Source organism: Kitasatospora sp. NPDC005751, from assembly GCF_040630835.1.
GTDB lineage: Bacteria > Actinomycetota > Actinomycetes > Streptomycetales > Streptomycetaceae > Kitasatospora.
Genome location: NZ_JBEXYC010000001.1, coordinates 78,934 through 93,396, shown reverse-complemented (window position 1 = coordinate 93,396; position 14,463 = coordinate 78,934). Strand labels below are relative to the sequence as shown.

The window sequence follows — 14,463 nt, the reverse complement described above, 5'->3', positions numbered from 1 at the left end:
AGCCGCTCCGGCGGACCCGCACGCCCATGTCCGATTCCCGCCAGTCCCACCCCGCCGAGTGCCGCAGACTGGACAGCGTGATTGACGACGACATCCGGTACCGAGCCGTGGACAGCAGGGACTCCCGCTTCGACGGCGTCTTCTTCACGGCCGTCACCTCGACCGGCATCTACTGCCGGCCGAGCTGCCCCGCCGTGACCCCCAAGCGCGTCAACTGCACCTTCTACCCCAGCGCCGCCGCCGCCCAGGGCGCGGGCTTCCGCGCCTGCCGGCGCTGCCGCCCCGACGCGGTGCCCGGCTCGCCCGAGTGGAACCACCGCGCCGACCTGGTCGGCCGGGCGATGCGGCTGATCGGCGACGGCATCGTGGACCGCGAGGGCGTCGCCGGTCTGGCCCACCGCCTCGGCTACAGCTCCCGCCAGCTCCAGCGCCAGCTCACCGCCGAACTCGGCGCCGGGCCGATCGCGCTGGCCAGGGCCCGCCGCGCCCAGACCGCCCGGCTGCTGCTGCAGACCACCGAGCTGCCGGTCACCGAGATCGCCTTCGCGGCCGGGTTCGCCTCCGTCCGGCAGTTCAACGACACCGTCCGCGAGGTCTACGACCGCACCCCCAGCGGGCTGCGCGCCGAGGTCACGGCGGGGCGGCGCACCGCGACCCCGGCCGGCGGGCTCACCCTGCGGCTGGCCTACCGGGGCGCGCTGGACAGCGACCACCTGATCGGCTTCCTGGCCCTGCGCGCCGTGCCCGGGGTGGAGGAGGTGGTCACCGGCACGCGCCCGGGCCTGCGCACCTACCGCCGCACCCTCACGCTTCCGTACGGCCACGGCATCGCCGAGGTGGACGGGCTGGCGGCCGACGAACCCCGGACCCGCGGCTGGCTGGACTGCCGCCTCTTCCTGACCGACCTGCGGGACCTGCCGACCGCCGTCCAGCGGCTGCGGATCCTGTTCGACCTGGACGCCGACCCGGACGCGGTGGACGGCCGGCTCGGCACCGACCCGGTGCTCGGCGCGCTGGTCCGCGCCCGCCCCGGGCTGCGTTCGCCCGGTCACGTCGACCCGCACGAGCTGGCGGTCCGCGCCGTCCTCGGCCAGCAGATCACCGTCGGCGCGGCCCGCACCCTGGCCGGGCGGCTCGCCGAGAAGTACGGCGCCGTCCTTCCTGAGCCGAACGGCGGGCTGCGGCTGCTCTTCCCGACCGCCGCCGCCCTGGCGGTGGCCGACCCCGAGGACTTCGCGATGCCGGCGGCCCGCCGCCGGGCGCTCACCGGTCTCTGCGCGGCGCTGGCCGAGGGCGTCGTCCGGCTGGACGGCGGCGTCGACCGGGAGGAGGCGGCGGCGCAGCTGCTCGCCCTCCCCGGCATCGGCCCCTGGACCGTCGGCTACCTGCGGATGCGGGCCCTCGCCGACCCGGACGTCTTCCTGCCGAGCGACGTCGGCGTGCGCCACGGCCTCGTCCGGCTCGGCGCCCCCGGCGACCCGAGATCCGCCGACCGCGCCGCCGAGGCCTGGGCCCCCTGGCGCTCCTACGCCGTCCACCGCCTCTGGGCGGGCGCCGCGAGTGACCTCAGCACTGGAACGGAGAACACCCGAGCATGAGCACCACCGTCTTCACCTTCATGGAGAGCCCGTTCGGCCGGCTGCTGCTCAGCGGCGTCCTGCCGACGGACGGCGGACCGGCCGCGCTGTCCACCGTCACCGTCCCCGGCCAGAAGTACGCGCTGGCCGAGCCCGCCGACCACTGGGTCCACGACCCGGACGCGCTGGTCGAGCCGGTCGCCCAGCTCACCGCCTACTTCGCCGGTGAGCGCACCGCCTTCGACCTCCCGCTGGCCCCGGTCGGGACCGACTTCCGCCGGAGCGTCTGGGCGGCGCTGGACGGCATCCCGTACGGCGAGACGGTCACCTACGGCCGGCTCGCCGAGCTGGCCGGTGCCTCGCCGAACGCCGTCCGCGCGGTGGGCGGCGCCGTGGGGGCCAACCCGCTGCTGATCGTCCGGCCCTGCCACCGCGTGATCGGGGCCAGCGGCTCCCTCACCGGCTTCGCCGCCGGGGTGGACCGCAAGCGCTGGCTGCTGGAGCTGGAGGGCGGCACGCTGTTCTGAGCCTGGCGGGGACCGTGCCCGGCGCGGTCCCCGCCGGGCCCGGTCCGTCAGGAGGACCGCTCCGGTCTTTCAGGAGGACCGCTCCGGTCCGTCAGGAGGACGCCAGGACGTGGCGGTCACGGCTCGCGCCGAAGGCCGCGACGGTCTGGGCGACGAGCACGGCGAGCAGCGCGGCGACCGGCAGCGACCATCCCCCGCTCGCGGAGTGCAGCAGGCCGAGACCGAGCGGGCCCAGGCAGGCGACGAGGTAGCCGATCCCCTGGGCCATGGTCGAGAGCCGGCCGGTGTGGTGCGCGTCGGGCGAGCGGGCGACGATGTAGCCGAGGGCGAGACCGATGGCGAGGCCCTGGCCCAGCCCGAGCGCGGTCATCCAGAGGTAGGCGCCCGACACGGGGGAGGTGAGCAGGCCGACGAAGCCGGTGGCGCACAGCAGGGACGCCGCCAGGGGCGGGATGAAGGCCGGGCGCAGGCGGTGCTGCAGCCAGGGGGCCGCGAAGGACGCGGCCATCCCGGGGAAGCTGGAGAAGGAGAGCATCCATCCGGCCTGGCTGTCGCTCATGCCGTGGTCCCGCAGGAGCGTCGGCAGCCAGGAGAGGATCGCGTAGTAGCCGAGGGACTGCAGACCCATGTACAGGGTCACCGCCCAGGCGGTCCGGTCGCGCCACAGCGACCCGCGTGCGGCGGTATCGGCTCCTCCCCGCTGCACCGGCTCCGGTCGCCGGCGGTTCGCGGAACGCCGGTCCGGCGCGAGCAGTTCGGGAAGCCAGGCGAGAGCGGCCAGGAGGGCGGGGACCGCCCACAGCGCGAGCACCGGCCGCCAGCCCCAGCCGGTGGCCGACACCAGCGGGACGACCAGGCCCGCGGCGAGCGCGGCTCCGCCGGACAGGGCCAGGGAGTAGCAGCCGAGCATCAGCCCGGCGCGGCCGGCGAAGTCGTGCTTGATGAGCTGCGGCATGAGGACGTTGCCGACCGCGATCGCCACCCCGGCGATCAGGGTCCCGCCGAACAGGGCGGGCACTCCCGGGACGGAGCGCAGCACGATGCCGCCGGCCAGCGCGAGCAGCGCGTACCAGAGCAGGTGGTGGGGGCCGAAGCGGCGGGTGAGCCGGGGCGCGAGGAACGCGAACGCCCCGAAGCAGACGACCGGCACCGTCGAGAGGGCTCCGGCGCCGAAGGACGAGAGGTGTTCGTCGTGCTCGACCTCCGCGAGGACGGGGGACAGGGACGCGACGGCGATGCGCAGGTTCAGCGCGGCCAGGCTGAACGCGAGAGCGGCTTGTACGGCGCGTGCTCCGGCCGGTCCGGGGAGGGACGGCCGCCGGGACGCCGACGGGTGGGCCGCCGGGGCCTGATGGGTCACTGGGCTGGTCATGCCGTCCACTCTCGGGCGGAGCCGGCGTGGCGGGCCACCGATAGGATGCCAAGCTATGAGGGAAACCCGCCATCTCGATCCCGCGGCACGCGGCCGCATCGCCCTGGCGCACGGGCAGCGGCTGCCCGTCCACGCCCACGACCGCGGTCACCTGGTCTATCCGGCCACCGGCGTGCTGTCCGTGACCACCGTCGGGGGCACGTGGATCGCCCCGCCGACCCGGGTGGCGTGGACTCCCGCGGCCTTCGAGCACCACCACACCGCGCACGGCAACGCGGACATGCGGATCCTGTTCCTGGTCGACGCGCTCGCCGCCCGGCTGCCCGCGCGCCCGGCCGTGCTCAGCGTCTCCGGGCTCGCCCGCGAAGCCCTGCTCGCCCTCACGGCCGAGGAGGCTGCCGCCGGCGGGCGGGCGCCGGAGGCGGTCGACCGGCTGCACGCCGTCGTCGTCGACGAGCTCGCCCTGGCGCCCGAGCAGCCGCTGCACCTGCCCGAGCCGGCCGACGACCGGCTCCGGGCGCTGACCGGCATCCTCTACGCCGACCCGGCCAACCAGCAGACGCTCGCCGAGCTCGGGACGCGGGTCGGGGCGAGTGAGCGCACGCTCAGCCGGCTCTTCGGGCAGGAGCTGCGGATGAGTTTCCACCAGTGGCGCACTCAGCTCCGCGTCCACCACGCGCTCACCCGGCTCGCCGCGGGGAAGTCCGTCACCGAGACCGCTCTCGCCTGCGGCTGGGCCAATCCGACGACCTTCATCGAGGCTTTCGCCGCTCTCGTCGGCGAGACCCCGGGCCGTTACCGCACCCGTCAACTCCCCGGCGGGCGGGGCTAGGCGGGGTCCGCAACTCCCCGGTGGGCGGGGCTAGGCGGGGTCCGCGCGGAGGTCCACCCGCCAGTCGTTGCTGCGCATGGGGCGCCCGGGCGGGAACTCGAAGGCGGTCTCGCCGAGGAGGGTGAAGCCGGCCTTGCGGCAGACGGCGTTCGAGGCGGGGTTGGCCACGTCGGGGAAGGCGTGCAGATGGGGGTGGCGGGCCTCGCGGCGGGCCGCGGCGACGGCGGCCCTGGTGGCGGCCACCGCGATGCCCCGGCCCTGGTGGGCGGGCAGGACGTTCCAGCCCATCTCGTGGACGGTCGCGCCCTGCCACGTCCGGGTGCCGTAGCCGACGGTGCCGACCGGCTCGCCGCCGGGGAGCAGCACGATGCGGTACATGCAGCCGACGCCGGAGGGGACGAAGTCGAGGTAGCGGCGGTGCCGGTGGAGGAGTTGCCGCTCCGTCTCCGGGCCGCCGACGTGCCGTTTCATCTCCGGGGTGTTGACCTGGCGGAGCAGCGCCAGATCGGCGTCCGTCCAGGGCTCGATCCGTATCCGTGCGGCGTCCGCCCGAGTGCTCTCCACCCACGGACGGTAGCCGCCGCCGGGCCCGCTCGTCACCCGACTATTCGGGCCCGGTCCGCTGCTCGGGCGCACCCGGGTCGGCCAGCGCGCGGGCGAGCCGGTCGAGGGCGGGGAGCGCCTGCATGACGGCCTCGCGGTCGGCGGCGGTCAGGGTGGCGAGGGCGGTGGCGATGCGGCGCTCGTGGGCGTGCCGCCAGTCGTCCAGCTGGCGCAGGCCCGCCGGGGTGAGCGCGATCCGGGCGGTGCGGCGGTCGCCGGGATCGGCCTGGCGGTCGACGAAGCCGGCCTCCAGCAGCTTGCCGACCAGGCCGCTGACGGTGTTCGGGGCCAGCCGCTGGCGGGCGGCGAGTTCGCCGACCCGCAGCGGCGCGGCGGCGAGCGTCTGGAGGAGCTCGACCTGCGCCATCGGCAGGGACTCCCACGGGTACTCGGTACGGATGCTGCTGCGCAGGGCGCGGCGCAGCCGGGTGACCACGTCGGTCAGCCGCCGGGCGCGTTCGATCGCCGGAGCGGGGAGCTCCGCCGGGACCCCGGGGGCGGCCTGGGTGTCGGCAGGCGCGGCGGCGGGGTCGGGAACGGGGGGTGACAACGGCATGGCGGACAGCGTAGCGCCTGGTGGCGGCCGCGCCGTCGGCCCGATCACCTGCCGAGAAGGGGGCGATCGCCCACCCCAGGCCGCCCACCGACCGCCCACCCCCGGCCGCCCGCCGGAGGCCGCGGCCGCCGGTCGCGTACCGTCTCGACACCGGGCCGACACCCATCGGTGGCCGATCAGCTCGTAGAAGGAACATATCTGCATCCGATATATTTCGCCGTATGAACGCCACCGCCCTCGCCGCCAGGCTGCTCGCCGAGCGCCCCCGGCCGCGCGGCATCGCCGGGTGGCGGCACGCCCACTGGCTGGCCGTCGGCACCGTCTGCCTAGGGGCGTTCCTCGGCCAGCTCACCGCCGGCATCACCGCCCTGGTGCTGCCCGCGCTCGGCGGGCACTTCCGGGCCGACTTCGCCGCGGTGGAATGGGTCGCGCTGGCCTACCTGCTGGTGCTGGTGGCCCTGCTGGCCCCGGTCGGCCGGCTCTCCGACCTGGTCGGGCGCAAGACGATGTACCTCGGCGGCTTCGCCGTCTTCGCACTGGCCTCACTCGGCGCGGGGTTCGCCGGCGGCCTCTGGATCCTGGTGGCCTGCCGGGCCGTGCAGGCGGTCGGCGGCGCGATGATGCAGGCCAACAGCGTCGCCCTGGTGGCCCGCGGCGTCCCCGGCCACGCGATGCGCCGGGCGCTGGGCATCCAGGCGGCCGCCCAGGGCCTCGGCCTGGCGCTCGGGCCCAGCCTCGGCGGGCTGCTGGTCGAACACGCCTCCTGGCGCTGGGTGTTCTGGATCAATGTGCCGATCGGACTGTTCGGCATCCTGGCGGGCTGGTTCCTGCTGCCCCGCACCCGCGCCCGGGCGTGGGTCCCCGGTGTCGCCGACGGCGACGGGGGTGGGGGCGGGGGCGGGGGCGTTACCGGGGGCGGCCGGTTCGACCTGTCCGGGCTGCTGCTGCTCACCGGAGCCACCACCGCGCTGCTGCTCGCCCTCTCCACCGCCTCCGGCCTGCCCCTGCCCGGCTGGGCCGCGGCGGCCCTGCTACTCGCCTCGGCGCTGCTCACCCTCGGCCTGGTCCGCCAGGAGCGGCGGGCCGCCCGGCCGATCCTGGCGCCGGGGCTGGTCAACACCCCGGGCGTGCGGCCCGGGCTGGCCGTCGCGCTGATCGGCTATCTGCTGCTGTTCTGCCCGCTGGTGCTCGGCCCGGTGCTGCTCGCCGGGGCGGGCGTCCCGGTGGTCCGGGCCGGCCTGGTGATCACCCTGCTCCCGGCCGCCTTCGCGCTCGCCGCGACCGTCGGCGGCGCGCTGCTGCCGCGGGGCTGGTCGGACGTCGACCGCTGCCGGTTGGGCGCCGCCGTCGCGGGCGCCGGGCTGCTGCTGCTCGCGCTGCTGCCGGTGGGGGCGGCGACGGCGGCGGGCCCGCTGCTGGTCGCCGGGTACGGGCTGGGGCTGCTGCTGCCGGCCAACAACGCGCTGGTGATGCGGGCGGTCCCGCCGCAGTGCTCGGCGGTCGGCGGCGGCATGGTCAACATGGCCCGCAGCCTGGGGACGGCGCTCGGCACCGCGCTGCCCGTCCTCGGTGTCCATCTGGCGGGCGCGGCGTCCGGCGGGCGGACGGTCCTGCTCGCGCTCGCCGCCGTGGCCGTCCTCGCGGTGGCGCTGGTCCGCCCGGCCGGGCGCACGCCGGGGCGGCCGGAGCCGGGCGGGGCCTGACCGGTGGCGCCGCGGAGGGGGCCCGGGGCGCCGGCCCCGGTGGCCCGTCACTCCTCGGCCCGGGCCTTGAGGTGGTGCAGCCAGGCGTCCAGCGAGGCATCCAGCGCCGCCTGGAGTTCCGGCCGGGCGGCCTCCACCGGCGCCCCGGCCCAGGACTCCTCGGTGTGGACGCGCACGCCGTCCCGGACCGGGGTGAAGGTCCAGACGTGCACGGCGGTGATCCCCTGGGCCGGGCCGCCCCAGACGATCCGGTGCGGCGGGCGCACCTCCCGGACGGTGGAGGTGATGTCGCTCAGGCCGTGCACCGACCAGCGGAACACCGAGCCGGTGCGCAGCGGGCCGGGAGTCAGCCACTCGGTGCGGGTGACGTCGGGCTGCCAGGACGGCCAGGCCCCGATGTCCGTCTGGATCCGCCAGATCCGTTCCAGCGGCGCGTGGATGACGATGTCGTCGCGGGTGATCACCGGGGCCCGGGGGTCGATCCGGACGGCAGGCTGCTGCCCGCCGCCTCCGCAGAGCCCGGTGACGACGGCGACGGGCAGGGCGGCGGCCCTGGCGGCGAGGGTGGTGAACACGGTGGGTCTCCTGGTCGGGGTGCCTGAGGGGGATGCCTAGGGGGGATGCCTGGGGGCGATCGGGCGGGGCCGCGCCTACGGGACGAGGACGACCTTTCCGGCGACGGTGCCGGACTCCGCCAGGCGCATCGCCTCGGCGGCGCGCGCCAGCGGCAGTTCGGCGGCGATCCGGGCCGTGATCTCGCCCCGGTGCAGGGCCGCGAACACCTGGGAGAGGTCGGCGCGCAGGCGGGCCCGGAACCGGTTCGGGGCGAACGCGCGGCCGGCCCAGACGTTGAAGAAGTAGGCGTGGCGCCCGTTGGGCAGCAGGTTCCACAGCCACACCCGGCCGAGCAGCGCGAGCACGGGCAGCTGCTTGGAGCCCTCGGCGTCGCGGGTGGCGGCGCTGCCGTAGGAGACGAGCGTGCCGCCGGGGGCGAGCAGCCGCCAGGAGTCGGTGATGCCGGGGCCGCCGACGTGGTCGAACACGGCGTCCACGCCGCCCGGGGCCAGCTCCCGGACCCGGGCGGGGACATCCTCGCGGCGGTAGTCCACGGGCGTGACGCCGAGGGCCCGCAGGGCGTCGTGGTGGCGGCCCGAGGCGGTGCCGATCACCCGGGCGCCGGCGCCGAGCGCCAGCTGGACCAGCACCGAGCCGACCCCGCCGTTGGCGCCGTGGACCAGGACGGTCTGACCGGCCCGCACCCGGGCCTTGCGGTGCAGCATCTGCCAGGCGGTCAGGCCGTTGACGACCGCGGTCTCGGCCTCCGCCGCGCCGACGCCGTCCGGCACCTCGACGAGGTCCGCGGCGTCCAGCGCGACGTGGCTCGCCCAGCCGCCGGTCTTGGTCATGGCGGCGACCCGACGGCCGACCAGCTCGGGCCCGACGCCGGGGCCGGCCGCCAGGACCGTACCGACCAGGTCGTACCCGGGGACGAAGGGGAACGCCGGCTGGTCGTAGTAGCGGCCGCGCCGCATCTGCTGCTCGGCGAACGAGACCCCGGTGGCCTCCACCCCGACCAGCACCTGACCGGCGGCGGGCACCGGGAGCGGCAGCCCCGAACGAACCTCCAGGCCTTCCGGCTCGACCTTGCCCGGCAGGACGACCTCGACGTACTCGGTGGCAACCATGGTGATCTCCTCTGCGTTTGATGGTCTCGCTTCCGTTAGAAGCTATAACTAGAATGAATGCCGCCGAGGGTCGTGTCAAGCGAGCGAATCCATCGATCGTGAGCGCCTCTGCCGTGAGTGATACCGTCTAACCCGTGCTGTGGTCCCCGTACCCGGCGGGCGGCGGGGGCGGGCGAGCGGGCCGGACGGGGGCGGGCGGCCGGGTACGGCGACGGACCGATCCCGGGACGGATTGATCCAGGGAGGGACCGATCCCGGGACGGGCGGATCCCGGGGCGAGCGGAAGAAGGAGACAGACATGGCCGACAAGGCGCCGACCCCACGCGAGCGGTACCGGCAGCAGGTCCGCGCGGAGGTCAAGGAACGGGCCTGGGAGCAGATCGCCGGGGTGGGCGCGTCCGCGCTCTCACTGAACGCGATCGCCAAGCAGATGGGCCTGAGCGGACCCGCGCTGTACCGGTACTTCGCCAACCGCGACGAGCTGATCACGGAGCTCGTCCGGGACGCCTACCGCAGCCTCGCCGACGCCCTGCTGGCCACCGGCTCCGCCGGGGGCACCCACCCGGCGGACCTGCTGGAGCTGACCCGGACCCTGCGCCGCTGGGCGCTGGCCGACCCGCACCGCTACTTCCTCGTCTACGGCACCCCGGTCCCGGGCTACCACGCTCCCGAGGACACCACCGTGATCGCCTCGGAGATCATGTCGACCCTGCTCGACGCCTGTGTCGCCGCCGGTCCGGGGCCGGAGCCGGCGGGGCCGGCCGCCGCGCTCGACGCCCACCTGGAGCACCACCGCCCCTGGGCCGCCGGACACCCCGGCGCCCGCCCGGCCGAGCTGCGCCGCGCGCTCGCCTTCTGGACCCGCCTGCACGGCACGCTCTCGCTGGAACTGGCGGGCCACTTCACCGGGATGGACCTCGACCCGGAGCTGCTCTACGCCGCCGAGGTGGCCTCCCTCACCTCGTGACGCCCGCCCACCGGGCGGCCCCGTCCGATGGGAGCGACGGCCGGGGCGGGCGAGGACGGCGGCGGCGCCGAGACGTCGGCGGGCGGGGGTGAGGCGGGTGGTCATGGCTTTCCTCCTGGTGACGGGGCACGAGGAGGGCGGCAGGGTGTGTGTGGCAGCCGGGCGGCAGGAGGGGCGGGGTGGGTCCGGGGTGGGAAGTCCGCCGACTCCCCACCCCGGACGTTCAGGATCAGCGCGCGGCGGTCGCGGGCGGGGTGAGGAGCAGGCGCTGGTTGCGCACCCCGGTCGAGTACCACTGGATCACCGGGGCGCCGTCGGCGAAGTCCCCGCCGTTGACGTCCAGGACGAGGTCGCTGTGGAAGTTGACGACGGCCATGCTCCGGTCGCTGACGCCCAGGCCCCCGTTGCCGACGTTGACGGCCCCCCAGCGCTGGTTGTCGCCGCCGGTGCAGGTCCACTGGCCGATCGGGGCGGCCGGGGCGGTGCTCCAGCCGGGGACCTCCAAGCACTTGCCGCTGTGCACGTTGACGGCGTAGCCGTCGGTGAAGCGCCACTTCTGGTTGTCGCCGCCGGTGCACGTCCACTGGCGGACGGGGGCGCCGTCGTCGGTGCGCCAGTCGGCCACCTCCAGGCACTTGTCGCTGAAGGTGGCCCGGATCTCGACGTCGCCCGTGCTGTTGACGGGCCGGTAGGCGGTCGTGGCCGAGGCGGGTGCGGCGATGCCGGCCGTGCCTGCCGCGCCGAGGAGAAGGGCTGCGGCGGCGGAGCCGAGGTGTCGCTTGATGCTGTTCATGAGTCCCCCTGGGACGGAGCTGTGCAGAGATCGGGCAGGACGGACCGCCCCGGTCCGGCCGGCGGCCGGTTGCGCGGATCGGGCGCCGGGTGGCCGGAGGCGTCATGTGATTGGACGTGCGTCGTTCGAAAAGGTTGTGCGTCGCTCCGGTGGATTTGCCGGCCGTCGGCGGACCGGTGGGTGCGCGACAGACGCAAGCCCCGGCCGACGGCGCCCTTCGGCCGGGGCTCCGGTGGTGTTCCGGATCAGGAGGCCACGTAGTGCCAGCCCTGGTTCGTGCCGCCGGTGCGGGCCCACTGGATCACCGCGGCGCCGTCGGCGGTGCTGGCGCCGGACACGTCGAGCAGCAGCCCGCTGTTCAGGTTGGGGAACCGGCGGGCGGAGTCGTTGGTGCCGTCGGACTCCTCGAACCACCACTGGTTGTCGCCGCCGTGGCAGGTCCACTGGACGGCCTGGGTGCCCCACGCGGTGCTTCCGCCGGGGATGTCCAGGCACTTGCCGGTGAGGACGTTGACCAGCAGGCCCCGGTCCCAGGTCCACTTCTGGTTGGCCCCGCCGTGGCAGCTCCACTGGATCACCGCGGCGCCGTCGGCGGTGGACCCGCCGGAGACGTCCAGGCACTTACCGCTGGCGGCGTTGACGAGCTGGAACACGCTCGGGGTGTCGGCCCGGGCCGGGGCGGCGGGCGCGGCCACGGCGAGCCCCGCGGTCGCGGCGAGCACCGCGGCGGCGGAGGCGATGCGTCTGGTGTCGATGGCTCTGATCAATGGCCCCCCTGTGGATCGGTGGCGTGCTCCCTGCACGGCCGCGCGTATTGGATCACACCGCGGGGACGGGCGGGAAGCGTGTTTCACTCTGTCAGGACCGGGGCGGGGTGCGGGCGGCCGGAGCCGGCCGGCACGGCGGGACGTTCGGCGCGGCGCAGCGCGCCCGCGCTCAGGACCAGCGCGAAGGCGAGCGCGGCGCCGTGCCTGACGACGGCGTTGTGGTAGCCGGCGTCCACCCAGACCTTCGTCACCGTGGGTCACTGGCCGGCGAGGGTGTCCAGGACCTGCTTGCCGCCGGCAGAGTCCTGGACACCGGCGGCGGTGACGATCAGGACCAGGAGCAGGCCGAGGGTGTCGGTGGCGATGTGCCGCTTGCGGCCCTCGACCCGCTTGCCGCCGTCGTAACCCTGGCTGTCGGCCGGGGTGTTGGGTGATGCCTTCAGCGCGGCTGCGTCGCCACTCCACCAGCATCGGCTCGATGAGCTCCCCCCTGACCGCCCTTCAGGTCCCAGGGAGACCTGCGTCGTTCCGTCACAACTGATCAATGTCGCGGACACGGATCCGGCCGCCACGAGATCCTGGAACCGAGTCCGTGCCCCAAGAATCAAAGCCGGACAGTTGGGGGGAATCCCCTGTCGAACACCCTCCGAGAGGGCCGGGGCTGAGACGGTCGGGGCTGAGACGGCCAGGGCTGAGACGGCCGGGGGCGGTGGACGGAATCCGTCCACCGCCCCCGGCCGGGTGCTGCGGGTCGATCAGGACGCGGGCACACCAGGGGTGGCGCCGCGCTCGGTGAGCATGTCGGTGATCAGCTGGATCTCCGAGGTCTGCCCGACCACCATCGACTGGGCGAGCCGCTTCTCGGTCTCGTTCTTCGCCAGGTCGACGTAGCCCTGGGCCATCTCCACCCCGCCCTTGTGGTGCTCCAGCATCAGCTGCAGGTAGAGCACCTCGGCGTCCCGCCCGCTGAGCGAGCCCAGCTTGGCGAGCTGGGTGTTGGTGGCCATGCCGGGCATCAGCGAACCGTCGTGCGCCGCATAGTCGTGGCCCATCTTCATCCAGGCCATCGGCTTGGCCGCCGAGTGCTGCGGGAGCCCCCACTGGTCGAGCCAGCCCATCATCATCCCGCGCTGGTTCGCCTGGGTGTTGATGATGTCGAAGGCGAGGGTGCGCACCGACGCGTCGCCGGTCCGGTCCCGGACGATGAACGACAGGTCCACGGCCTGCTGGTGGTGGGTCGCCATGTCACGGGCGAACCCGGCCTCGGGCGAGTCGTCCGCCGGTGCCGCGATCGAGGACGAGCCGGACGCCGACGTCCCGCTCGCCACCAGCGCGGGGACCCCGAGCGCGAGGGCGAGCGCGGCGGCCAGCGCCGCCGGCCACCAGAGCCGCTTGCGGCCGGGCCGGGGCGCCGCGTCCGGGGTGTCGTCCAGGGCGTCGCCGTGGCCGGTGTCCCGGCCGTCGTCGTGCGCCCCGGACACCGCCGCGTCGGCGGTCACATCGCCCCCATGGTGCAGGACGCGCCCGGCTCCTGGGTCTGCTTGCCCTGCACGTACTTGGTGAAGAACTCGCCCACCCGGGGGTCACTGGCGCTGTCCACGACCAGCTGGGTGCTCCAGGCGCTGAGGGTGATGGTGCCCTTCTCGTCCGGGTACGGGCTCATCAGCGAGTACGGGGTGGCCTTGACCTTGTCGGAGAGGGTCTTGATGTCGTCCGGCGTGGCCTTGCCGTTGTAGGTCACCCAGACCGCGCCGTGCTCCAGCGAGTGGACGGCGCGCTCGTTCTCGACCGGCTGGTCGTAGACGTGGCCCATGCAGTCCAGCCAGATCGCGTTGTGGTCGCCGCCGACCGGCGGGGTCTGCGGGTAGGTGACCTTCTCCTTGACGTGGTTGCGGCTCAGGTCGCCGAAGGTCTGGACGCCGTCGATCGGCGCGGCGGCCGCGGTCTCCTTGGCCTTCTTGTCGTTGTTGGCGTCGACCACGATCCAGGTGCCGGTGGCGATCGCGGCGATCACCAGGGTCCCGGCGACCACCGAGGCGATGATCTTGTTGCGGCGGTCGCGGCGCTGCTCGGCGGCGCGCAGCTCGGCTATCCGGGCACGACGGTCGAGACCGGCCTGCTTGCCGCTCGGCTTGTTGGACTGCTTCGAGGCGGAACCCATGAGGTGTCCTTGTCCCCGCCGCGCGCTTCGGGCGCGGCGGTCAGATGAGAGGGCGGAGGGGCGGATCCGTCGGTGCCGCCCCGGCCGCCGTCCGTTCGGACGGGCGGGGGGAGGACCGGCGGTGGGTTCCGCTCAGGACCGGTGAACTTGGAGCTCGTGCAGGTCGGGTGCCGGGCGCGGACCGTCCGGGAGCCCGCGCGGAAGCATCCGGGGCCGGGCCCCGGGAGTCTCCGGGCGGGGCGTCAGGGCGGGCTGCTGCTGGGGCGGCGGATTGGGCAGCTGGGCGTCCTGGGCGCAGTACGGGTGACCGGAGCAGCCGTTGTCGCGGTGCGGCGGCTCACCGTCGGCGGAGCACCACGTCCGGTGCCGCTTCTGCTCGGCGAGCCGGTCGGCGAGCGTGCCGGCCGGACCGGTGCGCGGGGCTCCGGCCTGCCGGGACGCGTGCTCCGCCGCCGGCGTCCGCGGCGCTCCGGCGGTCGGAGGTGTCCCGGCGGTCCGCGGTGTCCCCGTCGTCGGGGCGGCCGCGAGGGCCGGGCCGGCGGCGCCGTCCGGAACGGACGCGGGGGCGGACCGGTCCACCGAGACCGCCTGGGCCTGGCCCGCGCACGGGAGCGCCGCCAGCAGCCCGACCAGCAGGAGGAACCACAGGGCGCCCACCGGGCGGCCCGCGAACGCGGTCCTCCCCGGTCGGAGCGATCTGGGGGCCGACGCGGTCATGCGCACATTTAATCAGCCGAACGGGTGAAGCGATGCCCCTCCTAGGCCCCCATTTTCGGCCCCCGAACCTCCTGAATACCCCGGAAACGCCCTGCTCGGGGCAGTTCCGGCAAGCGCGGACGGAACGGAAACGAAACATGGGGCGAACCCGGTCATTGGGATCATCCGATCAGTGTGCGGTTGTCGCCGAAACCCGGACACCG

Annotated in this window: 17 protein-coding genes; 5 read left to right on the top strand and 12 right to left on the bottom strand. The window is 75.0% G+C overall.

All coding sequences use genetic code 11. The features are described from left to right. Nucleotides 1-26: 26 nt before the first annotated feature. Together ABZ497_RS00435 and ABZ497_RS00430 are read left to right on the top strand one after the other, a co-directional pair. A complete protein-coding gene (locus ABZ497_RS00435; protein ID WP_359802354.1) occupies nucleotides 27-1,598 on the top strand; it encodes an AlkA N-terminal domain-containing protein in 1,572 nt (523 codons plus the stop codon). Continuing rightward, on the top strand, nucleotides 1,595-2,104 hold the full coding sequence (locus tag ABZ497_RS00430) for a methylated-DNA--[protein]-cysteine S-methyltransferase (RefSeq protein WP_359802352.1): 510 nt from the start codon (nucleotides 1,595-1,597) through the stop codon (nucleotides 2,102-2,104). The genes ABZ497_RS00435 and ABZ497_RS00430 overlap by 4 nt, the downstream gene beginning before the upstream one ends. Before the next feature lie 91 nt (nucleotides 2,105-2,195). Here the strand turns inward: ABZ497_RS00430 and ABZ497_RS00425 are convergent, their stop codons facing one another. Next, nucleotides 2,196-3,476, bottom strand: a complete 1,281-nt coding sequence (locus ABZ497_RS00425) for an MFS transporter (RefSeq protein WP_359802351.1) — start codon at nucleotides 3,474-3,476, stop codon at nucleotides 2,196-2,198. A gap of 55 nt (nucleotides 3,477-3,531) precedes the next feature. On the opposite strand from ABZ497_RS00425, the gene ABZ497_RS00420 reads away from it, so the two are divergent. Then, nucleotides 3,532-4,308: a helix-turn-helix transcriptional regulator gene (locus ABZ497_RS00420; RefSeq protein ID WP_359802349.1), complete on the top strand. Its 777-nt coding sequence runs from the start codon at nucleotides 3,532-3,534 to the stop codon at nucleotides 4,306-4,308. Between the two features lie 30 nt (nucleotides 4,309-4,338). Here the strand turns inward: ABZ497_RS00420 and ABZ497_RS00415 are convergent, their stop codons facing one another. After that, nucleotides 4,339-4,872 (bottom strand): GNAT family N-acetyltransferase, encoded by a 534-nt coding sequence (locus ABZ497_RS00415; RefSeq protein WP_359802347.1) that lies wholly within the window; start codon nucleotides 4,870-4,872, stop codon nucleotides 4,339-4,341. Nucleotides 4,873-4,912: 40 nt separating this feature from the next. Next, a complete protein-coding gene (locus tag ABZ497_RS00410; protein WP_359802344.1) occupies nucleotides 4,913-5,467 on the bottom strand; it encodes a MarR family transcriptional regulator in 555 nt (184 codons plus the stop codon). A 221-nt stretch (nucleotides 5,468-5,688) separates the two neighbouring features. Between ABZ497_RS00410 and ABZ497_RS00405 the strand changes: the two genes are divergently transcribed. Then, complete coding sequence (locus tag ABZ497_RS00405) at nucleotides 5,689-7,170, top strand: MFS transporter (RefSeq protein ID WP_359802343.1); 1,482 nt, start codon at nucleotides 5,689-5,691, stop codon at nucleotides 7,168-7,170. A gap of 47 nt (nucleotides 7,171-7,217) precedes the next feature. Here the strand turns inward: ABZ497_RS00405 and ABZ497_RS00400 are convergent, their stop codons facing one another. Then, nucleotides 7,218-7,745, bottom strand: coding sequence for an SRPBCC family protein (locus ABZ497_RS00400; RefSeq protein ID WP_359802341.1), 528 nt, complete (start codon nucleotides 7,743-7,745; stop codon nucleotides 7,218-7,220). A gap of 75 nt (nucleotides 7,746-7,820) precedes the next feature. After that, nucleotides 7,821-8,855: a medium chain dehydrogenase/reductase family protein gene (locus tag ABZ497_RS00395; protein ID WP_359802339.1), complete on the bottom strand. Its 1,035-nt coding sequence runs from the start codon at nucleotides 8,853-8,855 to the stop codon at nucleotides 7,821-7,823. Nucleotides 8,856-9,153: 298 nt separating this feature from the next. Here ABZ497_RS00395 and ABZ497_RS00390 point away from each other — a divergent pair, with 298 nt between their 5' ends. After that, nucleotides 9,154-9,822 (top strand): TetR/AcrR family transcriptional regulator, encoded by a 669-nt coding sequence (locus tag ABZ497_RS00390; protein WP_352290338.1) that lies wholly within the window; start codon nucleotides 9,154-9,156, stop codon nucleotides 9,820-9,822. A gap of 229 nt (nucleotides 9,823-10,051) precedes the next feature. Here ABZ497_RS00390 and ABZ497_RS00385 read toward each other — a convergent pair whose 3' ends face one another. From ABZ497_RS00385 to ABZ497_RS00355, 7 genes are all read right to left on the bottom strand, one after another. Beyond that, nucleotides 10,052-10,615 (bottom strand): RICIN domain-containing protein, encoded by a 564-nt coding sequence (locus tag ABZ497_RS00385; protein WP_359802337.1) that lies wholly within the window; start codon nucleotides 10,613-10,615, stop codon nucleotides 10,052-10,054. A gap of 245 nt (nucleotides 10,616-10,860) precedes the next feature. Next, a complete protein-coding gene (locus tag ABZ497_RS00380) occupies nucleotides 10,861-11,382 on the bottom strand; it encodes an RICIN domain-containing protein (protein ID WP_359802335.1) in 522 nt (173 codons plus the stop codon). Between the two features lie 83 nt (nucleotides 11,383-11,465). Continuing rightward, complete coding sequence (locus ABZ497_RS00375) at nucleotides 11,466-11,633, bottom strand: hypothetical protein (protein WP_359802333.1); 168 nt, start codon at nucleotides 11,631-11,633, stop codon at nucleotides 11,466-11,468. Nucleotides 11,634-11,639: 6 nt separating this feature from the next. Next, a complete protein-coding gene (locus tag ABZ497_RS00370; protein ID WP_359802331.1) occupies nucleotides 11,640-11,939 on the bottom strand; it encodes a transposase in 300 nt (99 codons plus the stop codon). Between the two features lie 198 nt (nucleotides 11,940-12,137). Beyond that, complete coding sequence (locus ABZ497_RS00365) at nucleotides 12,138-12,713, bottom strand: DUF305 domain-containing protein (protein WP_359802979.1); 576 nt, start codon at nucleotides 12,711-12,713, stop codon at nucleotides 12,138-12,140. Nucleotides 12,714-12,877: 164 nt separating this feature from the next. Continuing rightward, nucleotides 12,878-13,543 carry a DUF3105 domain-containing protein gene (locus tag ABZ497_RS00360; RefSeq protein ID WP_352290346.1) on the bottom strand — a complete coding sequence of 222 codons (666 nt, stop codon included), beginning with the start codon at nucleotides 13,541-13,543 and terminating at the stop codon, nucleotides 12,878-12,880. Nucleotides 13,544-13,675: 132 nt separating this feature from the next. Further along, nucleotides 13,676-14,260 carry a hypothetical protein gene (locus tag ABZ497_RS00355; RefSeq protein WP_359802328.1) on the bottom strand — a complete coding sequence of 195 codons (585 nt, stop codon included), beginning with the start codon at nucleotides 14,258-14,260 and terminating at the stop codon, nucleotides 13,676-13,678. Nucleotides 14,261-14,463: the final 203 nt, after the last annotated feature.

Coding starts and splice junctions, on each gene's coding strand:
- ABZ497_RS00435 (WP_359802354.1), top strand. CDS start 27: ATGTCCGATTCCCGCCAGTCCCACCCCGCCGAGTGCCGCAGACTGGAC.
- ABZ497_RS00430 (WP_359802352.1), top strand. CDS start 1,595: ATGAGCACCACCGTCTTCACCTTCATGGAGAGCCCGTTCGGCCGGCTG.
- ABZ497_RS00425 (WP_359802351.1), bottom strand. CDS start 3,476: ATGACCAGCCCAGTGACCCATCAGGCCCCGGCGGCCCACCCGTCGGCG.
- ABZ497_RS00420 (WP_359802349.1), top strand. CDS start 3,532: ATGAGGGAAACCCGCCATCTCGATCCCGCGGCACGCGGCCGCATCGCC.
- ABZ497_RS00410 (WP_359802344.1), bottom strand. CDS start 5,467: ATGCCGTTGTCACCCCCCGTTCCCGACCCCGCCGCCGCGCCTGCCGAC.
- ABZ497_RS00405 (WP_359802343.1), top strand. CDS start 5,689: ATGAACGCCACCGCCCTCGCCGCCAGGCTGCTCGCCGAGCGCCCCCGG.
- ABZ497_RS00395 (WP_359802339.1), bottom strand. CDS start 8,855: ATGGTTGCCACCGAGTACGTCGAGGTCGTCCTGCCGGGCAAGGTCGAG.
- ABZ497_RS00390 (WP_352290338.1), top strand. CDS start 9,154: ATGGCCGACAAGGCGCCGACCCCACGCGAGCGGTACCGGCAGCAGGTC.
- ABZ497_RS00385 (WP_359802337.1), bottom strand. CDS start 10,615: ATGAACAGCATCAAGCGACACCTCGGCTCCGCCGCCGCAGCCCTTCTC.
- ABZ497_RS00360 (WP_352290346.1), bottom strand. CDS start 13,543: ATGGGTTCCGCCTCGAAGCAGTCCAACAAGCCGAGCGGCAAGCAGGCC.
- ABZ497_RS00355 (WP_359802328.1), bottom strand. CDS start 14,260: ATGACCGCGTCGGCCCCCAGATCGCTCCGACCGGGGAGGACCGCGTTC.